This window comes from Vibrio lentus (genome assembly GCF_002875945.1).
Classification (GTDB): domain Bacteria; phylum Pseudomonadota; class Gammaproteobacteria; order Enterobacterales; family Vibrionaceae; genus Vibrio; species Vibrio apostichopi.
The window spans coordinates 93,962-111,998 of record NZ_MCZK01000104.1 but is presented as its reverse complement, the minus strand read 5'-3'; the positions used below and the strand labels follow the sequence as shown (position 1 = coordinate 111,998).

Annotated in this window: 15 protein-coding genes; 6 read left to right on the top strand and 9 right to left on the bottom strand. The window is 42.9% G+C overall.

Features of this window, described 5'->3' with window-relative positions; genetic code table 11:
- The first annotated feature begins 361 nt into the window (after positions 1 to 361).
- The 4 genes from BCT49_RS10125 to rlmM are packed head-to-tail and all read left to right on the top strand — an operon-like array spanning position 362 to position 3,362.
- Positions 362 to 1,270 (top strand): transcriptional regulator GcvA, encoded by a 909-nt coding sequence (locus tag BCT49_RS10125; RefSeq protein WP_017106275.1) that lies wholly within the window; start codon positions 362 to 364, stop codon positions 1,268 to 1,270.
- Positions 1,263 to 1,886, top strand: a complete 624-nt coding sequence (locus BCT49_RS10120; protein WP_102435108.1) for an alpha/beta fold hydrolase — start codon at positions 1,263 to 1,265, stop codon at positions 1,884 to 1,886. Before BCT49_RS10125 ends, BCT49_RS10120 begins: the two co-directional genes overlap by 8 nt.
- The gene (locus BCT49_RS10115; RefSeq protein WP_102435107.1) at positions 1,876 to 2,274 is read left to right on the top strand and encodes a DUF423 domain-containing protein; all 399 of its coding nucleotides are present in this window, start codon (positions 1,876 to 1,878) and stop codon (positions 2,272 to 2,274) included. The genes BCT49_RS10120 and BCT49_RS10115 overlap by 11 nt, the downstream gene beginning before the upstream one ends.
- Positions 2,271 to 3,362, top strand: coding sequence for a 23S rRNA (cytidine(2498)-2'-O)-methyltransferase RlmM (gene rlmM / locus BCT49_RS10110; protein WP_102435106.1), 1,092 nt, complete (start codon positions 2,271 to 2,273; stop codon positions 3,360 to 3,362). The genes BCT49_RS10115 and rlmM overlap by 4 nt, the downstream gene beginning before the upstream one ends.
- A 62-nt stretch (positions 3,363 to 3,424) precedes the next feature.
- Here the strand turns inward: rlmM and BCT49_RS10105 are convergent, their stop codons facing one another.
- The 6 genes from BCT49_RS10105 to queF form a co-directional block, all read right to left on the bottom strand.
- Positions 3,425 to 4,186 (bottom strand): DNA/RNA non-specific endonuclease, encoded by a 762-nt coding sequence (locus BCT49_RS10105; RefSeq protein ID WP_102435105.1) that lies wholly within the window; start codon positions 4,184 to 4,186, stop codon positions 3,425 to 3,427.
- A 161-nt stretch (positions 4,187 to 4,347) separates the two neighbouring features.
- Positions 4,348 to 5,124, bottom strand: a complete 777-nt coding sequence (gene xni / locus BCT49_RS10100; protein ID WP_102435104.1) for a flap endonuclease Xni — start codon at positions 5,122 to 5,124, stop codon at positions 4,348 to 4,350.
- A gap of 219 nt (positions 5,125 to 5,343) precedes the next feature.
- Complete coding sequence (ppnN, locus tag BCT49_RS10095) at positions 5,344 to 6,708, bottom strand: nucleotide 5'-monophosphate nucleosidase PpnN (protein WP_102435103.1); 1,365 nt, start codon at positions 6,706 to 6,708, stop codon at positions 5,344 to 5,346.
- A 397-nt stretch (positions 6,709 to 7,105) separates the two neighbouring features.
- Positions 7,106 to 8,671, bottom strand: a complete 1,566-nt coding sequence (locus tag BCT49_RS10090) for a GGDEF domain-containing protein (protein WP_102435102.1) — start codon at positions 8,669 to 8,671, stop codon at positions 7,106 to 7,108.
- A 118-nt stretch (positions 8,672 to 8,789) separates the two neighbouring features.
- A complete protein-coding gene (locus BCT49_RS10085) occupies positions 8,790 to 11,048 on the bottom strand; it encodes a tetratricopeptide repeat protein (protein ID WP_102435101.1) in 2,259 nt (752 codons plus the stop codon).
- A 58-nt stretch (positions 11,049 to 11,106) separates the two neighbouring features.
- Positions 11,107 to 11,952, bottom strand: coding sequence for an NADPH-dependent 7-cyano-7-deazaguanine reductase QueF (gene queF / locus BCT49_RS10080; protein WP_102435100.1), 846 nt, complete (start codon positions 11,950 to 11,952; stop codon positions 11,107 to 11,109).
- A gap of 131 nt (positions 11,953 to 12,083) precedes the next feature.
- Here queF and syd point away from each other — a divergent pair, with 131 nt between their 5' ends.
- Complete coding sequence (gene syd, locus BCT49_RS10075) at positions 12,084 to 12,629, top strand: SecY-interacting protein (protein WP_102435099.1); 546 nt, start codon at positions 12,084 to 12,086, stop codon at positions 12,627 to 12,629.
- A 104-nt stretch (positions 12,630 to 12,733) separates the two neighbouring features.
- On the opposite strand, the gene BCT49_RS10070 is transcribed toward syd, so the two are convergent.
- From BCT49_RS10070 to BCT49_RS10060, 3 genes are all read right to left on the bottom strand, one after another.
- Positions 12,734 to 14,392 carry an ABC transporter substrate-binding protein gene (locus tag BCT49_RS10070; protein WP_102435098.1) on the bottom strand — a complete coding sequence of 553 codons (1,659 nt, stop codon included), beginning with the start codon at positions 14,390 to 14,392 and terminating at the stop codon, positions 12,734 to 12,736.
- Positions 14,393 to 14,754: 362 nt separating this feature from the next.
- Positions 14,755 to 15,366: an OmpA family protein gene (locus BCT49_RS10065; protein ID WP_102435097.1), complete on the bottom strand. Its 612-nt coding sequence runs from the start codon at positions 15,364 to 15,366 to the stop codon at positions 14,755 to 14,757.
- Entirely contained in the window at positions 15,366 to 16,679 is a 1,314-nt protein-coding gene (locus tag BCT49_RS10060) for a TolC family outer membrane protein (protein WP_102435096.1), read from the bottom strand. Before BCT49_RS10060 ends, BCT49_RS10065 begins: the two co-directional genes overlap by 1 nt.
- 366 nt (positions 16,680 to 17,045) lie before the next feature.
- Here BCT49_RS10060 and BCT49_RS26125 point away from each other — a divergent pair.
- Positions 17,046 to 18,037, top strand: a 992-nt coding sequence (locus BCT49_RS26125) for a VCBS domain-containing protein (protein WP_241908048.1), incomplete at its 3' end; no start/stop codon positions are given.

Genomic DNA, 18,037 nt, shown 5'->3' with positions numbered 1-18,037 from the left:
AAGCGGAGAAGAGCCGCACAGCTATTGATAAACTTATTGTTATTTTACTTTGGGCATAAAAAAACACCGCCTTAAAGGCGGTGTAAACCAATTTGACAGACAGGTCAAAATAAATACAGGAAGTATATGCCTCGTTTCAGTAAGGAACTGCAACAAAACATTTGGTAGAACTCTACCCAACTCGAAAAGTACGAGTTTGCAAACACAACATCGCAGGAGCTAAACCAATTGATTCTAGAGAGAATCAAGCCGTTCAGGCTAGCTGCTGCGGGATGAAATATAGAATTTCTCTGGCCGCTAGGCAATGGACAAATTATAATGTTTCAGATAAAAAAAACTAATGCCTATTTAGAGAGTAATTATGTCTCGTCGATTACCCCCATTAAACTCCTTAAGAGTGTTTGAAGCCGCGGCTCGACACTTGAGTTTTACGCGTGCCGCAGAGGAGTTATTTGTGACTCAAGCTGCGGTTAGCCACCAGATCAAAGCACTTGAAGAATTCTTGTCCTTAAAGCTTTTTCGTCGAAGAAACCGCTCTTTGCTGTTGACTGAAGAGGGACAAAGCTATTTCTTAGATATTAAAGATATCTTCACTTCTTTGGCTGAGGCGACTGACAAAGTACTTGAGCGAAGCGAGAAGGGCGCATTGACCATCAGCTTACCGCCAAGTTTTGCTATTCAATGGTTAGTACCAAGACTGGCTGACTTTAATCAGCAAGAACCGGATATCGACGTGCGAATCAAAGCCGTGGATATGGATGAAGGTTCATTGACTGATGACGTAGACGTAGCGATTTACTATGGGCGAGGCAATTGGTCGGGTCTTAGAGCCGATAAGCTTTACCAAGAATACTTGATTCCTCTGTGCTCACCGTCGGTGTTGCTCGGAACGAAACCATTAGAATCTCTAAGTGATTTAGCATGCCATACGCTATTGCACGATACCTCTCGAAAAGATTGGAAACAGTTTGCTAAGCAAAATGGTATCGATGGCGTTAACGTTAACCACGGTCCTATCTTTAGTCACTCGACCATGGTGCTGCAAGCCGCTGCCCATGGGCAAGGTATTGCTCTGGGGAACAACGTTTTGGCTCAGCCTGAAATTGAGGCAGGGCGCTTGTTGGCTCCATTTGATGAAGTGTTGGTTAGTAAGAATGCCTTCTATGTGGTGTGTCATGAGAAGCAGGCCGACATGGGACGTATTGCGACCTTCCGTGATTGGATGCTAGCGAAAGCACAAAGCGAACAAGAGGACTTACTCGATGAGTAACCTAATTATTGATGGTGAAGACAATCCAGTAACCTTTGTCTTCGCGCACGGCGCAGGTGCCGGCATGGATCATGAATTCATGCAGTCGGTAGCCAAAGGGTTGGCGTCTAAAGGAATACGAGTTGTTCGTTTCAATTTCCCTTATATGATAAAGCGTGCCGAAGATGGCAAGCGTCGTCCACCTGACAGAGCCCCTAAGCTGCTTGAAGCTTACCAAGAGATTATCGAGCAGGTTGATGCCGACAAGCTTGTGATTGGCGGTAAGTCGATGGGAGGGCGTATGGCGAGTCACTTATCTGAACTGGATAAGGTGGCTGCGATGGCGTGTTTGGGTTTTCCCTTTCATCCTCCTGGCAAACCTGAGAAATACAAAGGTGAGCATCTTGCTGAGTTAGCAAAGCCGTGTCTTATTCTACAAGGCGAGCGCGATACCTTTGGTAAGCGTGAAGAGTTCGCTGATTTCGATTTGTCGGATTCAATTCGTGTTGAGTTTATTCCCGATGGAGATCACAGCTTTAAGCCACGCAAGAGCTCTGGCTACACAGAGCAGCAGAACATTGCCTTAACCGTCGAGAAGCTATCTGCGTTTATCAAAGAGGTGCTCAATGAGAAGTAAGTATTTACTCACTATCGCGGGTATTTCTGGTGCGATTGCCGTAATGCTTGGGGCATTTGCCGCGCACGGTTTGAAAGCTATCTTGCCTGAGTATCTTTTGGGTGTGTTTGAGACCGGTGTTCAGTACCAATTTATCCATACGCTCGCGATATTGGCGTGTGGTGCTCTGCTACAGGTGAAACTTGGCGCTAAATCACAAAAATATTTTTTCATTGCGGCAATTTGCTTTATCATCGGCATCCTTTGTTTTAGTGGCAGCCTTTATGGCTTAGCACTGACAGGAATAAAATGGTTTGGCCCTATAACACCGTTTGGTGGTCTACTATTTATCATTGGTTGGGGAGTCTTCTCCTTCGCTGCTTTGAATATAAAAGAGGTAACTCAGTGAAACACGTACTACTTTATTGTCGCTCTGGTTTTGAAAAAGAATGTGCTGGCGAAATTCAAGACAAGGCAACACAACTGGAAGTGTTTGGTTTTCCTCGCTTAAAGAGCAATACAGGCTTTGTATTGTTTGAATGTTATCAAGCTGGCGAAGCCGATAAGCTGATCAAAGAAGTTGATTTCCAATCACTGATCTTTGCTCGTCAAATGTTAGCGGTTGCTGTTGAGATCAAAGATCTTCCAACAGAAGATCGTATCTCTCCTATTCTTGAGGCGCTTTCTGAGAAAGAAGGTTTCCCACGTTGTGGTGATATCCGTATTGAAACGCCAGATACCAATGAAGCGAAAGAGCTTTTGAAGTTCTGCCGTAAATTTACCGTGCCGATGCGTCAAGCAATGCGTGGTAAAGGCCTGATGACTGCGAAGGATAACGCTAAGAAGCCTGTACTTCATTTATGCTTTATCGCACCGGGTCACTGCTTTGTTGGTTACTCTTACCCAACCAACAACTCACATTTCTTCATGGGCATTCCTCGTTTGAAATTCCCATCAGATGCGCCAAGTCGTTCTACATTGAAGCTAGAAGAAGCATTCCACGTATTCATCCCTCGTGATGAGTGGGACGAGCGTCTGGCTCCGGGTATGTGGGGCGTAGATTTAGGTGCCTGTCCTGGTGGTTGGACTTACCAATTGGTTAAGCGTTCTATGTTTGTTCACTGTGTCGATAACGGCATGATGGCAGATAGCCTAATGGAAACGGGTCAAATTAAGCACCACATGGTGGATGGCTTTAAGTTCGAACCTGACCGTAAGAACGTGACTTGGATTATCTGTGACATGGTTGAAAAGCCAGCTCGTGTTGCACACCTTATGGGTGAGTGGATCATCAAAGGCTGGGCGAAAGAAGCTCTGTTTAACCTTAAGCTGCCAATGAAAGGTCGCTACGATGAAGTACTGCAAGATATCGAGAATCTAAAACAGTTCCTTATCGATAACAAAGTGAAATTCAAGATGCAGGCGAAGCACCTTTATCATGACCGCGAAGAGATCACGGTTCATATTCAGTCGCTTTCGAATATCTCACCGTACTAATACGCGGTTAATGAACATACAAAACGCTCCTCATAAGGAGCGTTTTTTTTGTTATGAGAGGTTTACTCTGAGGTAGGCCACATTTCCCAAAGCATTGCTTCCATATTACTTTCTACATCATCGCTAGTGTTTGAGAAGAAATCCAAGTTAGTGCGGGCTTCTACTTCATCAATGGTTGTGACAAAGCTTGCGAGCTCACTGCTCGATACGTCACGGTGCGGCACAATAAAAGCAATCGCATCGTTGTAATACGGGTCGAGAATCACTTTGTAGAATGCACTTGGAATCATAACTCCATTGCCAATAAAGGTTTCATTCCCGTCATAAATAGGGCCTGTCACCACATAGAGCTCTTGATATTCATTGGCAAGGTCACGTACATGCTCTTCTAGCAATCGCCAGCCAACTCGGTTAAACCCTGGAAGTTGTGGTGACATATTGCTTAGCAAGAAGCTTTCTTGCATCGACACTTCGCTGAAGTCCATTGCTGCAGATGGAGCAAGATGGCCGCGGTCATAACCGGATTTGGAGTAGTCGCTTAGTGTTGATTGGGCGTATTCGGGGAGTTCTGAATCGGCTTTAAAGCGGTTACTTCGTTTGAACTGTCCATTGACGCTTTCTGCGGTGACATGATAGGCGACCCAATCAGCATTCTTCATGGAATAGTTGTAGCCAATGGCATAACCGGTTCGACAAAGCATTTGATCAGAGGATTCTGAAGGCAAACCTTTGACTAGGTGTTCACCACAGGCTTCGGTTGCGACAGCAAGAGGCGCGATATTAAGTAAGAGGGTAGTTAATGATAGTAATAGTATGTTTTTCATTGTGTTTCTCCTTATTAGAGCAATGAAATTAAATACTTATATCAATAAGACTGTGATGAAGGCTAAATGTTAATCAATACTCGGTAAGGTATTGATTAACATTATAATTAGGTTGTGAATGTAATGGAGAACACAACAGAAAAGATGAACATCTAGAAGTGTTAAGCTTGGTTATCAGAGTAACGAATATCTTGCAGATTAAAGCCCAGATCGATGTCTGTTTTGAGGGCAGAAACGAGCTTACATACGCGAGCCGACTCGATATGCTCATCGAACTTCTTACGATACTTTTTCGGTAGGTCTTCAGCTAAGAATGCGGCTTCAATATCTGGGTACGTGGTTAGGATCTCTTTTGCCGCTTTTGGTCCAACTCCGGGAATGCCCGGAACTTGGCTTGAGCTTACGCCGGTCAATCCCCAGTAATCAGCAAGTTGTTCAGGCTTCACGCCAAACTCCGCTTCAATGAAGGGTTTATCTAACCAACGATGTTGGAAGTAATCACGGATCTGTAGTGTTGGGGATAGTAGCTGGCAGTAGCCTTTATCGGTAGAAATGATCGTGACCTTTTCACCGTGGTCAGCCACTTTCTTCGCGAGTGTTGCTACTAGATCGTCAGCCTCATCGCCGTCTGAAAGTAATGAATCAATACCGAGTTCCCACCATGCTTGTTGAATCGCATCGAGCCCTTTCATTAAAGGCTCTGGCATCGGCTTGCGATTCTGCTTATAGGCAGGCAGTACCTCAGCGCGCCAGCCTCGATCTTGTAGATGATGATCAAATACTGCGATGATGTGCGTTGGTTGTGATTCGTTTAGGATTCGGTTGAGTGTACGAGCCGTTGTGGTGATGGTTCTTGTAATATCGGTTGGATCCGGCTGAACAGAGTGCACGCGTCGGATGAGGTTTAAGGCATCGATAATAACAAGATGGATAGACATAAGTTTCCACTAAATAGGCAATAAAAAAGGGGCTGCTAGCCCCTTATAGTAACGTATCACTTGGTGAGTTGAAACGTTAGCGACGTAAACGCCATAACTTGATTAGCTTTATGCCTTACTAGCTCTGACCGCGGGCTGATGAAGGCCTTAAGATCAATGAGTGCTTTGCTATCAGTCACTTGGTACGTCAGTCGTTGGATATAACCGTTACTTGGTCGATCAGTTACTCGGTGCGATCTTATAGCAAGGAACGTAATCCGTACCGCCTGGCAGTTTCATTCGATGCTGTTCAACAAAGTCATTCAGCAGTCGATCCATCTTGGTCATCAGTTCTTTGTCGCCATCAATCAGGAATGGACCGTGTTTCTCGATTTCAAGAATGCCTTCGGCTTTGACGTTACCCGCCACAATACCTGAGAACGCTTTACGTAAATTCGCTGCAAGGCTCTCTGTTTTCTGATCCATATGCAGATCGAGTGCCGCCATAGACTCATGGGTAGGGTCGAATGGCAGTTGGAACTCAGGCTCAATATGCAGCGACCAGTTATAGCTATAAGCATCGCCGGTCTCTTTACGGTGAGAGCGCACATCTGGCATTGCTTGCTTCATGATTTTCGCAGCGCGTGCTGGGTCATCAATGACGATCTCATAGTGTTTTTGTGCTTCTTCACCCAAGGTTTCGCCGATGAACTTATCAATCGAACGGAAGTACGCCTCACTCTCTTTTGAACCCGTTAATACAATTGGCATGGGTTGGTCGACATTATTCGGGTGCATCATGATCCCTAATATATACAGCAGTTCTTCGGCAGTGCCGGGGCCACCAGGGAAAATAATGATGCCATGTGCCATACGAACGAACGCCTCAAGACGCTTCTCGATGTCTGGCATGATCACCAGTTCGTTGACGATTGGGTTTGGTGGCTCAGCAGCAATGATTGAAGGTTCTGTCAGGCCTAAGTAACGGTGGTCTGTATAACGCTGCTTAGCGTGACCAATCGCTGCGCCTTTCATCGGGCCTTCCATTGCACCCGGTCCACAACCGGTACAGATGTTCAGTTCACGTAGGCCTAATTCATTACCCACTTCGCGAGTGTATTGGTATTCGCTGGCGTTAATTGAATGGCCACCCCAACACACGATCAGGTTCGGCTCAATGCCGGGTGTGAGTGCTCCAGCGTTTCTCAATATCCCAAACACGAGGTTGGTAATGTGAGTCGCATTGGTTAGGTTCAGCCTTTGGTTATCGGCTAAATGCATGTTGACGTAAACAATATCACGCAGCACGGAGAATAGGTGCTCTTGGATACCCTTGATGATTTCACCGTCGACAAAGGCATGCTCTGGCGGGTTACTCAGTTCGAGCTTGATACCACGTTCACGGCGCACGACCTCAACATCAAACGATTGATACTTGTCGAGCAACTCTTTGGAGTTGTCGGTGTGGCTACCCGAGTTGAGTACCGCTAACGTACAGTTACGATACAGTTGGTACAGATCACTAGACGCGGTTTTCTTAAGACGCTCAACTTCAAGTTGAGAGAGTAAATCCATGCTACCGGCAGGGCTGATATGAGTGATCATAGTGCCTCCTTGTTGAAAAGAGCAGGGGGACGTTGAAGTGACCCTCTGGCTCGAGAGTGAGAAGCAAACGTTGAAAGTGTTTGGTTAAAGGTGAGAGAGTTAACCAGACGAAACGGTTACGACAGCGTTGCTTAATGACTTAGTTAGAATGGCTTAAGAGCCAATATACAGATGCTTAAGTACGTATACACTGATTCTTAGGTTCATATATACAGAGACTTAAGTTCATATACACAGTTTCTTAAGTTTATATATAGAGAGACTTAAAAGCTTATATACGCATTGCTTGTCAAAAATGCTTGTTAAGCGAATGTTAATCATTAGCTTAGCAAACATTGAGGGAATTGGTATGTGATAAGTATTTGAAAAAATGAAATAAATTAAACGCTGGGTTGGCTTAGTGCCAAATGAGTTGGTTGGTACCACGTTGTTTTGCTTTATTCAGCGTCTTATTTAATCGCTCTAGCACTTCTTCCGGTGTATCTGATTCTTTAAACTGAGTGCTTGCTGCACAAAGAGTAATCGTAATCTGTTGGTCGCGGAACTTAAAAGGTAAGCGGCTAACTTGAGCTTGAATGTTCTGAATCACCTGATGGCAATATTCATCCGTTTGTTCTGGAAGCAATAAGACGAACTCTTCACCAGAAAAACGAGCCACAGTATCAGTAATACCGACTTCCTTGGTGATGGTTCTAGCGATGATCTTAAGGGCTTTATCACCCGCGGTATAACCAAAGCTATCGTTAATGGCTTTAAAATTATCGATGTCTAATAGCACTACTCTCAGCGAGTGTTGCGCGCGAATCCAACGACGGTACTCAAGCTCTAAGCGATCGGTAAAAGCGGTGCGATTGTAGACCTTAGTGAGTGGGTCAAGCAGCATACGCTGAGCCTGATCTTCAAGACGTTTTCTGTAGTCTTGGGTGACTTCGTAGAGAGAGTCTAATTGAGTTTTTCCGTAACTCATTCGTTCGATCAAAGCTTGTTCTTTCTGCTCTGCATGATTGAGTCGCTCTGATAGAGAGGCTATCTCGCTAAGCAGCGGATTGATCGACTGTTTCAAGACGGTAATATCAGTCGCTTTATCTACCGAGTTTTGGCTTTTGACGACAAGGTCGCTTAACTCTGAGTTAAGGCCTTGGCGGTGTTCAAAATAGCTTTGGCTTTGATCGGTATTTTGGTCTGCTGTTTTGATACTGGAAGAGAGTGAAGCATTGAGCTGGTCGATAAACTGTTCGGATTTCTTACGCTCTAAATTAGTGCCTTCAATCACCAGTTTGAGGATCTGAAGTGACAACTCAAGTAGGTTTTGTGTTGAAACACCTAGTAGTAGCTTTGCTCGAATATCGATAAGTAAGTCACCTGATTCACCCTCGAAATCGAGTTCAGTGATCAAGTGCTGTAATTCTGTGGAAAGGTCCGAAAGTAATTCTTGCTCAGGAGATTGAGCTGTATCGCCAAAATGAGTGCGAGAGTTATTCGCCATAATCTTTATGGCACGCTCATAAATACTGAGAAGCTTCATGGCGTGGTCAACTTTCTGACTGCCATTGCATTCGGAGAAGCTAAGTAAGTTTCGTAGGTCGCGTTTCAACTGCGCTGGAAGACCAGTTATGCGTTGTAGCGTTTCACCACTGTGCTTAATGCTATCGTCCAGATATCCGTTCTGTTTATCCATAGCCAACGTTTTCTGCTTGAGCATCCTTTCTAAGACTGCCAACTTTGGGATCATGGAGCTGATGTCTTTTTGCTTTTCTAGCTCTTCCCGCAGGGCAATAAGGTTTTCATCTAAGTGTTCGTTACTTCCAACACACGCGTCACTTAATGATGTGACGATACGCTTTAGAACTTTCTGCTCTCTAATAAACTTGAACGAGGTGTCTCTCTGTGTCAAACGAACTTGTTCCAACTGAACTTTCAGCTGGTGGAGTTGCGCGTGAATGTCTTGTTCGAGAATGCCCATAGATGTATTAATTAGCGCCGAGTAGACCGATCACGATCATTTAGATGAAATTCCATTGCATCGATAATAACAAAACTGAAAATAAGGTCACGAGTTGCAGGTCTCAACCGCTCGCAAATCAGTCATCTTTTAGCATTTTTTTGATGTTGTCCTCATTCTGGTAGGACGATTGTATTTTTATTAACCCTTGATTAATCGCATGTTTACACGCTTCTCTTATGTTACCTGTTGCAAGGCTTGCTGCGGGCGCATTATCAATGGCTTTGAGATACACCCATTGACTGCTTCGCTCTTTAAGACTGATTTCACGCGCTAGGTTCGTCGACATTAACAATACATCTAACAACTCTTGGTCGTTAATCGCGGTGTAAGCTCTAGGCAAGAATGGGTAGTCAGCGATGCCCATGCGAATTGTTCGGTTGATATTACGCTTCGGTTCAAAGTTGGTAATCCAAGATTGAATCTTTTTAAACATCGCCTCGGGTGACGAATCTCGGTCTGAGTTAGGTTCGATGTAAAGCAGGTTCGCGTCTGAGAAATGATAGACACGAGCTGGGCCTTCAAGCTTTGATTTTAGGAACTCACCGAAAGCGTCTTCTAACTCTAGACCCGCTTTATAACCGTTTTGCGTATACATGTTACGTAGGAAAGGTAAGTCAATCATCACGAAGCGCAAACGGTCATTCAATGGTTCATGAATCAGTTCGCCAAGTTGCCACTGTTCGAAGGTCTGGCTGGTTTGTTCTAATGAGTTCGACAACTTCGCATTCAACATTCTGAGATTAGGCAGCTTAGAACGCGAGTGCGTAAACAAGTCTGTTCGCAGTGAGTCGACTTCTTTGGCCAAGGTTTGAATGAGGTAACCACGGCGCAGCACAAAGAAGAACAAGATAATGCTGAACAAGAATAGGGCGAACGATATCTTTTGGAACTTACGATGCTCTAGTTTGTACTTTTCTAGCTCTTGGGCCTGTCCGGCATAATGCAGAGTTTGCTCGGCGAACTCTTTCTGTTGGCGGAAAGCATCTTCACCAACGCGGTTCAGTTTCTGTTGTTCTAAAGAAACCAAACTATTGTATTGCTTAAGGTTTTCTAAAGCCTGTTGCGGTTTTCCTGCCTGCTCATAACCCAAAGAGAGTAAATAGTACGAACGCTGCGAAAGGCGCATGTTCTCAACCTGACGTGAGATCTCCAGTGCGCGAGTGGCGTGCTTGATCACATCCTCACTCTGCTGAAGGTGATAAGCGAGCCCTGCAGAGAGCAATGCAGCACGACCTTCTAGCTTCGGAATATCGGTGTATTCAAGCAGTTCAAGGGCGCGTGTTAGGTATTGCTCGGCCAATGGGTAGTTATAAAGACGCAGATAGGTTGCCGATAAACTGAGTCGAATATCAATGACTTGGTGGATATCTCGGTCAGTACTTTCGTGATCAAGAACGTTGAAGAAATGCACGAGGGCAAGGTTGTATTTGCCTTGGAAGAAGTACACATCACCCATTTTCTTAAGCACTTGCGCTAAGACGGGCGAATTTTCGAAGTTATCATAAAAATCAGCGGCTTGAGAAAGGTGTTCTAGCGCTTTGTCTAAGACTTGGCGCTCGAAGAAAAGCTGTGCAAGCAGGCGGTTTACTTTAGCCAAGCGCGAGCTCAGGTTGCCTTCTACTGATTTCCAGTAGCCATACAACAATTCAGAGAGCGCGTGGTTATATTCTTTGTGGGTCAGGTAAAACTCACCAACAGAGATATGGTAATCGATGGTGACTTTTTCAGAGTAGCGCTGATCTAGGAACGTTTTTGCTTCTTGGTAGTACTTTTCGGCTTCGTCGATTTTGTTTTGATAAGAGGCGATCTCCGCCTTCAACATGATCAATCGATAGGTGATGCCTTCTGTAAGACGCAGCGTTTTGTTGACGGATTCTAGGCTAGCTTCAATACTGGCGAGTTCAGCTTTTGCTTTCGTCGACTTTTTATCACTGAGCCAAAGCAGCCTAACTTTCAATATTTGAAGATCAAGCTTGAGGTATTCGAGTTTATAAGTCTTCGCAAGCGCTGAGGCTTCTTCGATGTGCTGAATGGCAGTGTGAGTATGGCCAAGGTTGTACTCAGCCTTCGCTAAGATTTTGTAGGCATCGATGCTGCTGTTTGGCGTTCGAATCGAAGAGTCCGTCTCTTCGCGAGAAATCGCCGATGGGCTTTTCTCACGTTGATCAGAAAGGACACGCAGCGTTAGGTAACTGTTGGCCATTTGTTTTGCTTGGCTCGGTTCAATCTCTACAAGGTTGTTAGCCTCGTTGAGTAACGCCGACGAGTAGACCGACGCATTGACCGATGTACTGAAGCTTAAAATAAATAGACTAACAACGTATAACCAACGCATTTCAATGTCCCTTTAAAGATTGGATAGGTTCAAATAAGAGTAAGTGCTTTGCGCCTGATTATTGGCGAGCCATACGCTTATTGTGGCTTGGTCTATCTTGCTCTGTTGAACGGTATGGGTTGATATCCAGACCACCACGACGCGTGTAACGTGCGAACACGGTTAGCTTCGATGGGCCACAGTATTTCATGATATCAGTGAAGATACGTTCAACACATTGTTCGTGGAATTCATTGTGCTCACGGAAAGAAACTAAATAGCGTAGCAGAGCTTCACGGTCAATTTGCTTACCTGAATATGCGATTTCAACGCTGCCCCAATCCGGTTGGTTGGTGATCAAACAGTTCGACTTCAACAGGTGGCTGTGCAGTGTTTCTTCAACATTTTGCTCGCCAGCAGCCCCTTCAAGCAGTGACGCTTCGAAATCATAGCTGGTGATTTGGATGTCTTGGTTGTCGATACAGTCACCTTCCATCGTTACGATAGGCTGGTTGGTGTAATCCGTTACTGAGTTTACATTCACAATCACCGTTTCGCCTGCACATGCGGACAAATCTTGAGTAAGACGTTCAGTAACTTGGTCCCAGTTTTCAAATTGAGTCTGGTTGTAGCTGTTCAAATACAGCTTGAAAGATTTTGATTCAATTAAATTTGGGCTGGTTGCTGGGATGAAAACTTCACCCACTGCCACTTGTGGTAGGCCGTTAGTGTTTAGCCACGAAAGTTCGTACATCGTCCAAATATCATGGCCAACAAAAGGTAGGTCACCGTTTAGCGCAAGGTCATCACGATTCAGGCTACGAGGTACTGGCTGCAATAAACTTGCATCGTATTGGTTAGAGTACTCAGTTTTTTGGCCTAGGGTTAAACCCGCTAGCTCTTTTGCGTCAGAATATTTGCTCATACTTTCGTTTCAAATTCGATTAGAATGGGGTCGATTTTACTGAATCCCCATTACCCTGTCATTAAGTCATCGCTTAATCGGCACGGAAAGGTCCCCGATTCTATTTATTATTTTGTGTTTAGGAGATTTTCATGACTCAACGTGCTCAAGACGCACTACTTTCTTTTAGTCAGCGATACGTTGACGCGTGGCAACTGCAACACCAAAGTTTACCTCGCAATGAGGAGTTGGTGGATATTGTGTCGCCTTGCGTAGAAGAAAAGAGCGGCGATGCCGTGTTATGGAAAAACTATCCACGTGAGCAATTCGCTGATTTCACTAACGTTGAAACGGGTATCGAGTTGACGCTGCATGAAGACATCAAGACTTTCTACGGCGCACAATACAGCGCAGATATGAACGCTACCTTTGATGGTAACGATCTGACGTTGTTACAGATTTGGAGTGATGAAGACTTCGAATGTTTACAAGAAAACATCTTAGGCCACTTGGTGACCCAACGTCGTTTGAAATTAAAACCAACGGTTTTCATCGCAGCGACTGACGCTGAATTGGATGTTATCTCTATCTGTAACCTAACGGGTAACGTGATTCTAGAGCGCTTAGGCACCAAAAATCGTGATGTACTAGCCGAGACATTGGCAGAATTTTTAGAAAAGTTACAACCAGCGGTATGATGTGATCTCATCTCATGTACCGCTTAGTGAAGCACCACTTCGAGCAAACTCGAAGCGTAACGTCGTCAACCTAAGTCTAGGTTGACGACTGAGTGTATTATTGGTTAACTTTTTATCCAAAGTTTATAAAAATCACTGTACCCTGACTTATCGATATAAAGCCCATTGACTTGTTTCGCTTGGACAACCTCTTCTTTTCCCCAAAAAAGTGGAAGCAAAACATCTTCAGTACATAGTTGATCAAACATCTTGATCAGCTGTTGCTGCTGCTCTTTAGCAACTAACCGCTGATGTAGATTTGATGCATGTGTTAAAAGCTGTTCGTAAGGGTAGATAAATCGAATCGCAGTACTAGTTAACATCCACTCATAAAGACCATACTCCAAAGGCTGTTCAACAACTTCTTCCACAAAAAGAAGGTCTGCTTTGTCCCGAATCATTTCTGGTGCGCTAGCATTAGATAAGATAACGACTTCTACCGATATACCTGTTTCGGATATCTTTTGAATTATCCAGTTAGAAATATTTTCAAGGTACTTGATTGTCCATTTAGGATGCGCGAACACTAAATTTCCATTCAAAATAGGTGTCGAAATCGGATTTATAGAGCATGACGAAGATTCATTTAGTGTCATAGGATGTAAATTTTCGCTTACGCTATATTGATTTCGAATTGATTTTAGGTACTTAAAAAGGTTTTGGATGGTGCTGGGGGATATATCACTATTATTACGCATGTTGTATGCCACGTACGAAAAGGCTTGAATTAGGTGATTTTCCGTTTCGAGATCTGGGTGATTGTAACGTACAAGGTGCTCAATTTTGCTTCCTTGATGTGAGAGTGTGATTTCTTGAAGTAAAGCGCTTTTAGAAAAATAATGCGGGTTTTTTCTTAGTATTATTTTGTCTTGATCCCAACAAGATAGTGAAAATGGACCAGTACCTATTGGTATAGCTTTCTTCTTAGAAAAGGAAATATTGCGGCTGGTAATGATCGAAGCATTAGCTATAGCGAGACAGTACAAAAAAAGAGGGTTCTCACTTTCTAACAGCATGCAAACAGCTCCTTCAGATTCTGAAAAATAGATATCTTCAACTTGCTGGAATAAGAGGTTAACTGGGCCTCGAGTGTTTTTGAGTACTTTTAGGCTATAGATTACATCATTTATAGTTAGAGGGAGGCCATCATGGCAAGTCACCTCTGGTCGGATCCAGAGGTAAATATGTTTTCCTTCGACTTTGTAATCATATGCTAGTTGTGCCTCTAATTTTCCCTGCTTATTCACTATAAGTAAGGTGTCGTAAAGGCTACGAGTTACTTGCAGCTCTGAAAATCGGTAAGTTAAAGTGGGGTTTAGTTCATCAACCCAAGGGTATTGGGATATCACTAGAGAATGCGACTTTTCTTTGTTCCTATTGGCCTCTAGCATCGCATGGTTCAGAGCATTGGCCGCTATTTCTTGATGGGTACACAAGATTTTAGCAATGGCATCAAAGTTACTTGATACGAGTTCACGACTAAGAGTTTGATAGATAGCTTGGTACATCGACACAGTTATTTGTATTGTGCTATTTTTTCCTCTCCCTATACCTGGTTTCCATAAAATCCAATTGCAATCTCCTAAGATTTTTAGAATATTTGAAGTGTTACGTCGAGAGGTGGCAAAGACATTTTCTAGATCGTCTAAGTTTACATCATAAAGTATTGAATGCTCATAGTGGCTCAATAATTGGTTTAGCCTACGAAGGCATGTCTCAGTCATGTTTTGATCGCCGTATAATGTTTTTCTTTGGCTTTGGTGTAAATTTAATGCAAGCGTGGAACTATATTTTAATTAACCTAAATGTAGTTTAGGGAGTACATGTACATTTCCGTTTATATTGTTAAATTTTACAGGTAGCAATGAGGTTGCTTGTATGTACTGTTAGTTTCATATTGTTTTTTACTAATGATAAGGTAGTGATAAAAGTGACTGTTTATAATTCATAGTTAATAAAATTAATATGTCTGTGTTGTTTTATTGATTGTAATAAATCTATTGATTACCAATGTTTTAATGTTTATTTCGTTAATTTCTCAACATTGAGACGACAGATGGAATGCAGAACATTCCATCTTATTGAATTAATGTGATTTGGGAAGAGTTGTAAATATATTCCACTCTTCTTTTACTTCACCTTTATACCCTACGACTGTGGCTGTAACCTTTCTATTTAGAGCATGGCTAATTTCATCAATACCTGGTGAACTTAGTTGAGTATCACCGAAGCCTATAATCCTTATTCGACTTTCTTTTATACCTAAATTTATTATTTTGTTACGAACTTGTTTAGCTCTACGTGTTGATAGAGTCATGTTGTATTGGTGGTTTCCGACGTTGCTGGCGTAACCTTGAATCTCAATTGCGGTATTCGGATACTGCTTTAAAAAGTTAACCATACCTTCGATTTGCTGATCATAAATTGAATTTATTGTATCGGAGTCATTATTGAATAAGATTCGAATAACATATGAATCCTCTGTCTCAACAAGGCTGCCACATCCATCATTGTCTATTTCAGCAAATTGAGGGGTATCTGGACAAAGGTCTCTTTCATTTATGACCCCATCACTATCTTGGTCAAACTGGTCTGCAACTTGACTTACATTAGGGGTTGGGATGTAACTAATCTCATCACTTGCTTGAATGTTAAAAGTAAAAAATAGAAAAGACCAAAAAATGGTTTGTTTGTACATTAGTAATCCACCTTATCTGTCCACTCTTTGGGTAAGTTAACTCTCAATGCATTCAATAGGTTGCCTGTGGAGGTAAGGACTCTATATTTTGCGTATTGTTCGGAATATTTGGCTTCTACGTAACCTTTTCGTGACTCGAAAAGTTCATTTTCAGTATTCAAAAGATCGAGCAAAGTACGTTTGCCTATTAAGTATTGTTTTTCGTAAGCAATGACGGTTTCGGAAGCTGAGTCCACATGATCTGCTAGGAACACCTTTTGTTGAGATGTCATTTCTAAAGCGCTCCAAGAGAGTTCTAGCTCTTCTTTAACTGCGCGATATGCTCTCTCCCGTAAATCTTTGGCTTTGTTTAATTGGTAAGCCATTTCTGAACTCTTAGCTGAATCTCGACCTCCATTATAAAGATTATAATTAAGTCGTATCATCGCTGTTGTTTCATCGCTACTACCTTTTATTCCTCCAGCATCCTCCTTCCAGCTCTGTTTAGCTTCAAATGAAAGGGTTGGAAAGTAGTTCGACTGGCTTTGTTTATATTGAAATTTCGCAGACTCAACATCCACTTGTGATATTTTAATAACAGGATGAGATTCATAGGCTTGCTCTTGAGCTAGCTCTAACGTTAATGGGATAAAGTTTTTATCGGCTCGAGGAAAAACAAGTGACTGAGGCGCTTCGCCAACAAGGCGAATGAAAGTAGTTTTTGAGTCAATCAAGTTGTTTTCAGCTGCGATTAAATTACTGTGAGCTTTTGCTAGACGTGCTTCTATTTGAGTAAGATCGGCAGTTGAACTGATACCTGAATCAGTACGCTTTTTTATGTCGATGTATATCTTTTCGTGTGTCGCAAGATTACTTTCCGATAGAGCGAGAATCTCAAAGCCTTCAATAGTCTCAATATAAATTCTTACTACGTCGAGTGCTGTATTTTGTGCATTCGATAATAGCTGTAGTCGAATTGATTCGGCATCTGCGGAGACACGATCAATATCATTCAGAGTTTTTGAACCATCCCATATCAACTGATTTAGCGTAAGAGCAGCTTCTCTACGTGTCATTTCAGTTGATCCGCGAGCGATTCCGGAAGCCGGATTAATTGCTTCATATCCTATCCCTGCATCTAAATCTAAGCTTGGTTTATAGGCTCCTGTAGAGGCATCAATTAAATAGCGTTTGCTTATATATTCATTAAACGCACTTTTTATTTCTGGATTTGTAGCAAAGGTTTGCGATATCGCTTGCTCTAACGATTGTGCCCAAGAAGGTAGTGGTAATAAAAGCCCACAGCACAGTAAGCTACAGTAAATTAGCTTCAAAGAAATTCTCCAATTTGTTAATAATATTTAAATCATTATTTGTTTTTATTGATTTAGGTTGAATGACCATGCTTAAGGGGGGCCATTCATTTTTTAGGCTATTTCAACTGACAAACTTATTTTTAATCGAAAAATATATGTCACTTCTTCGATTGTTAATGTCTTAATAAAATATTATTGTTTGAATAAAAATAAAACAAATTTAAAACATGAAAATTTAGGCCTATAAAAGTGCGTGTTTTATAAGGGCTGTTTGATGATAAATTACCCAGTTATTTTTATTGTCAATAAATGAGCTTGTTGTGTTGGGTTTGATTGATGAATCTAATCGATGATTTCTAAGGGGTACGAGCAGTGGTCGACAGAATGAAGTTAGCAGTAGAAACGCATGTTGTTATTGGTTTAGATGGTAAAATTAAAGTAGTCGAACCTGGACAGCAGTTATTTCCTGGTGAAATTATTGTCGAAACCTTTGACGGTAATAAAGAACCTGAAATTACGTTTGTTGATCAACACGAAAATATTGACATATCACCTGATGTTATTGCGTTATTCAATGCTCTTGAAGACGGCTTAGATCCTACTTTATTGGGGAGTGAATTTGCAACCGCGGCTGGAGATGTTAGTGGCTCTAGTTTGATAACCTCTGGAAGTATTGAAAGGGATGGGGTGGAAGTTTTAGCGAAAACGTTCTTTGAGACCAAGGGGCTGACTGAAGCTCAACAAGTCACGTTGAACACTGTTTTGAATTCTACGATTGATGTTATTCCTGAGTCAGTAGCCGCTATTATCACTGGAAGTGATAACGGTGATTTACAAGAAGATGTAACCCTAACCACCGGTGGCAACCTCAATGTTGACGATCCAGATTTAGACGAAGCGGTGTTTACCGCGCAGACCGATGTTCAAGATGACAACTACGGCACCTTCAGTATCGATGCGGACGGTGAGTGGACGTACATACTCAACAATGACCACGCGGATGTCCAAGCGCTGGATGCCGACTCGACTCCAATTGTTCGCACGTTCACGGTAGAAACTGCAGATGGCAGCACGCATGAGATTGCCGTGACCATCACGGGCTCAGACGACGCGGCGGTTATCACCCCAAGTGTTCCGGGTGATGATAAAGGCGCAGTGCAAGAAGACGCGACGCTAACGACCGGCGGCAACCTCAATGTTGACGATCCCGATTTAGACGAAGCGGTGTTTACTGCGCAGACCGATGTTCAAGATGGCCACTACGGCACGTTCAGTATCGATGTGGACGGTGAGTGGACGTACACACTCAACAATGACCACGCGGATGTTCAAGCGCTGGATACCGACTCTACTCCAATTGTTCGCACGTTCACGGT

What these genes read in the sequence shown, in the direction of transcription:
- BCT49_RS10115 (WP_102435107.1), top strand. Translation starts at nt 1,876, where the DNA reads ATGAGAAGTAAGTATTTACTCACTATCGCGGGTATTTCTGGTGCGATT.
- syd (WP_102435099.1), top strand. Translation starts at nt 12,084, where the DNA reads ATGACTCAACGTGCTCAAGACGCACTACTTTCTTTTAGTCAGCGATAC.
- BCT49_RS10120 (WP_102435108.1), top strand. Translation starts at nt 1,263, where the DNA reads ATGAGTAACCTAATTATTGATGGTGAAGACAATCCAGTAACCTTTGTC.
- BCT49_RS10125 (WP_017106275.1), top strand. Translation starts at nt 362, where the DNA reads ATGTCTCGTCGATTACCCCCATTAAACTCCTTAAGAGTGTTTGAAGCC.
- BCT49_RS10065 (WP_102435097.1), bottom strand. Translation starts at nt 15,366, where the DNA reads ATGTACAAACAAACCATTTTTTGGTCTTTTCTATTTTTTACTTTTAAC.
- xni (WP_102435104.1), bottom strand. Translation starts at nt 5,124, where the DNA reads ATGTCTATCCATCTTGTTATTATCGATGCCTTAAACCTCATCCGACGC.
- BCT49_RS10085 (WP_102435101.1), bottom strand. Translation starts at nt 11,048, where the DNA reads ATGCGTTGGTTATACGTTGTTAGTCTATTTATTTTAAGCTTCAGTACA.
- queF (WP_102435100.1), bottom strand. Translation starts at nt 11,952, where the DNA reads ATGAGCAAATATTCTGACGCAAAAGAGCTAGCGGGTTTAACCCTAGGC.
- BCT49_RS10070 (WP_102435098.1), bottom strand. Translation starts at nt 14,392, where the DNA reads ATGACTGAGACATGCCTTCGTAGGCTAAACCAATTATTGAGCCACTAT.
- BCT49_RS10105 (WP_102435105.1), bottom strand. Translation starts at nt 4,186, where the DNA reads ATGAAAAACATACTATTACTATCATTAACTACCCTCTTACTTAATATC.
- ppnN (WP_102435103.1), bottom strand. Translation starts at nt 6,708, where the DNA reads ATGATCACTCATATCAGCCCTGCCGGTAGCATGGATTTACTCTCTCAA.
- BCT49_RS10090 (WP_102435102.1), bottom strand. Translation starts at nt 8,671, where the DNA reads ATGGGCATTCTCGAACAAGACATTCACGCGCAACTCCACCAGCTGAAA.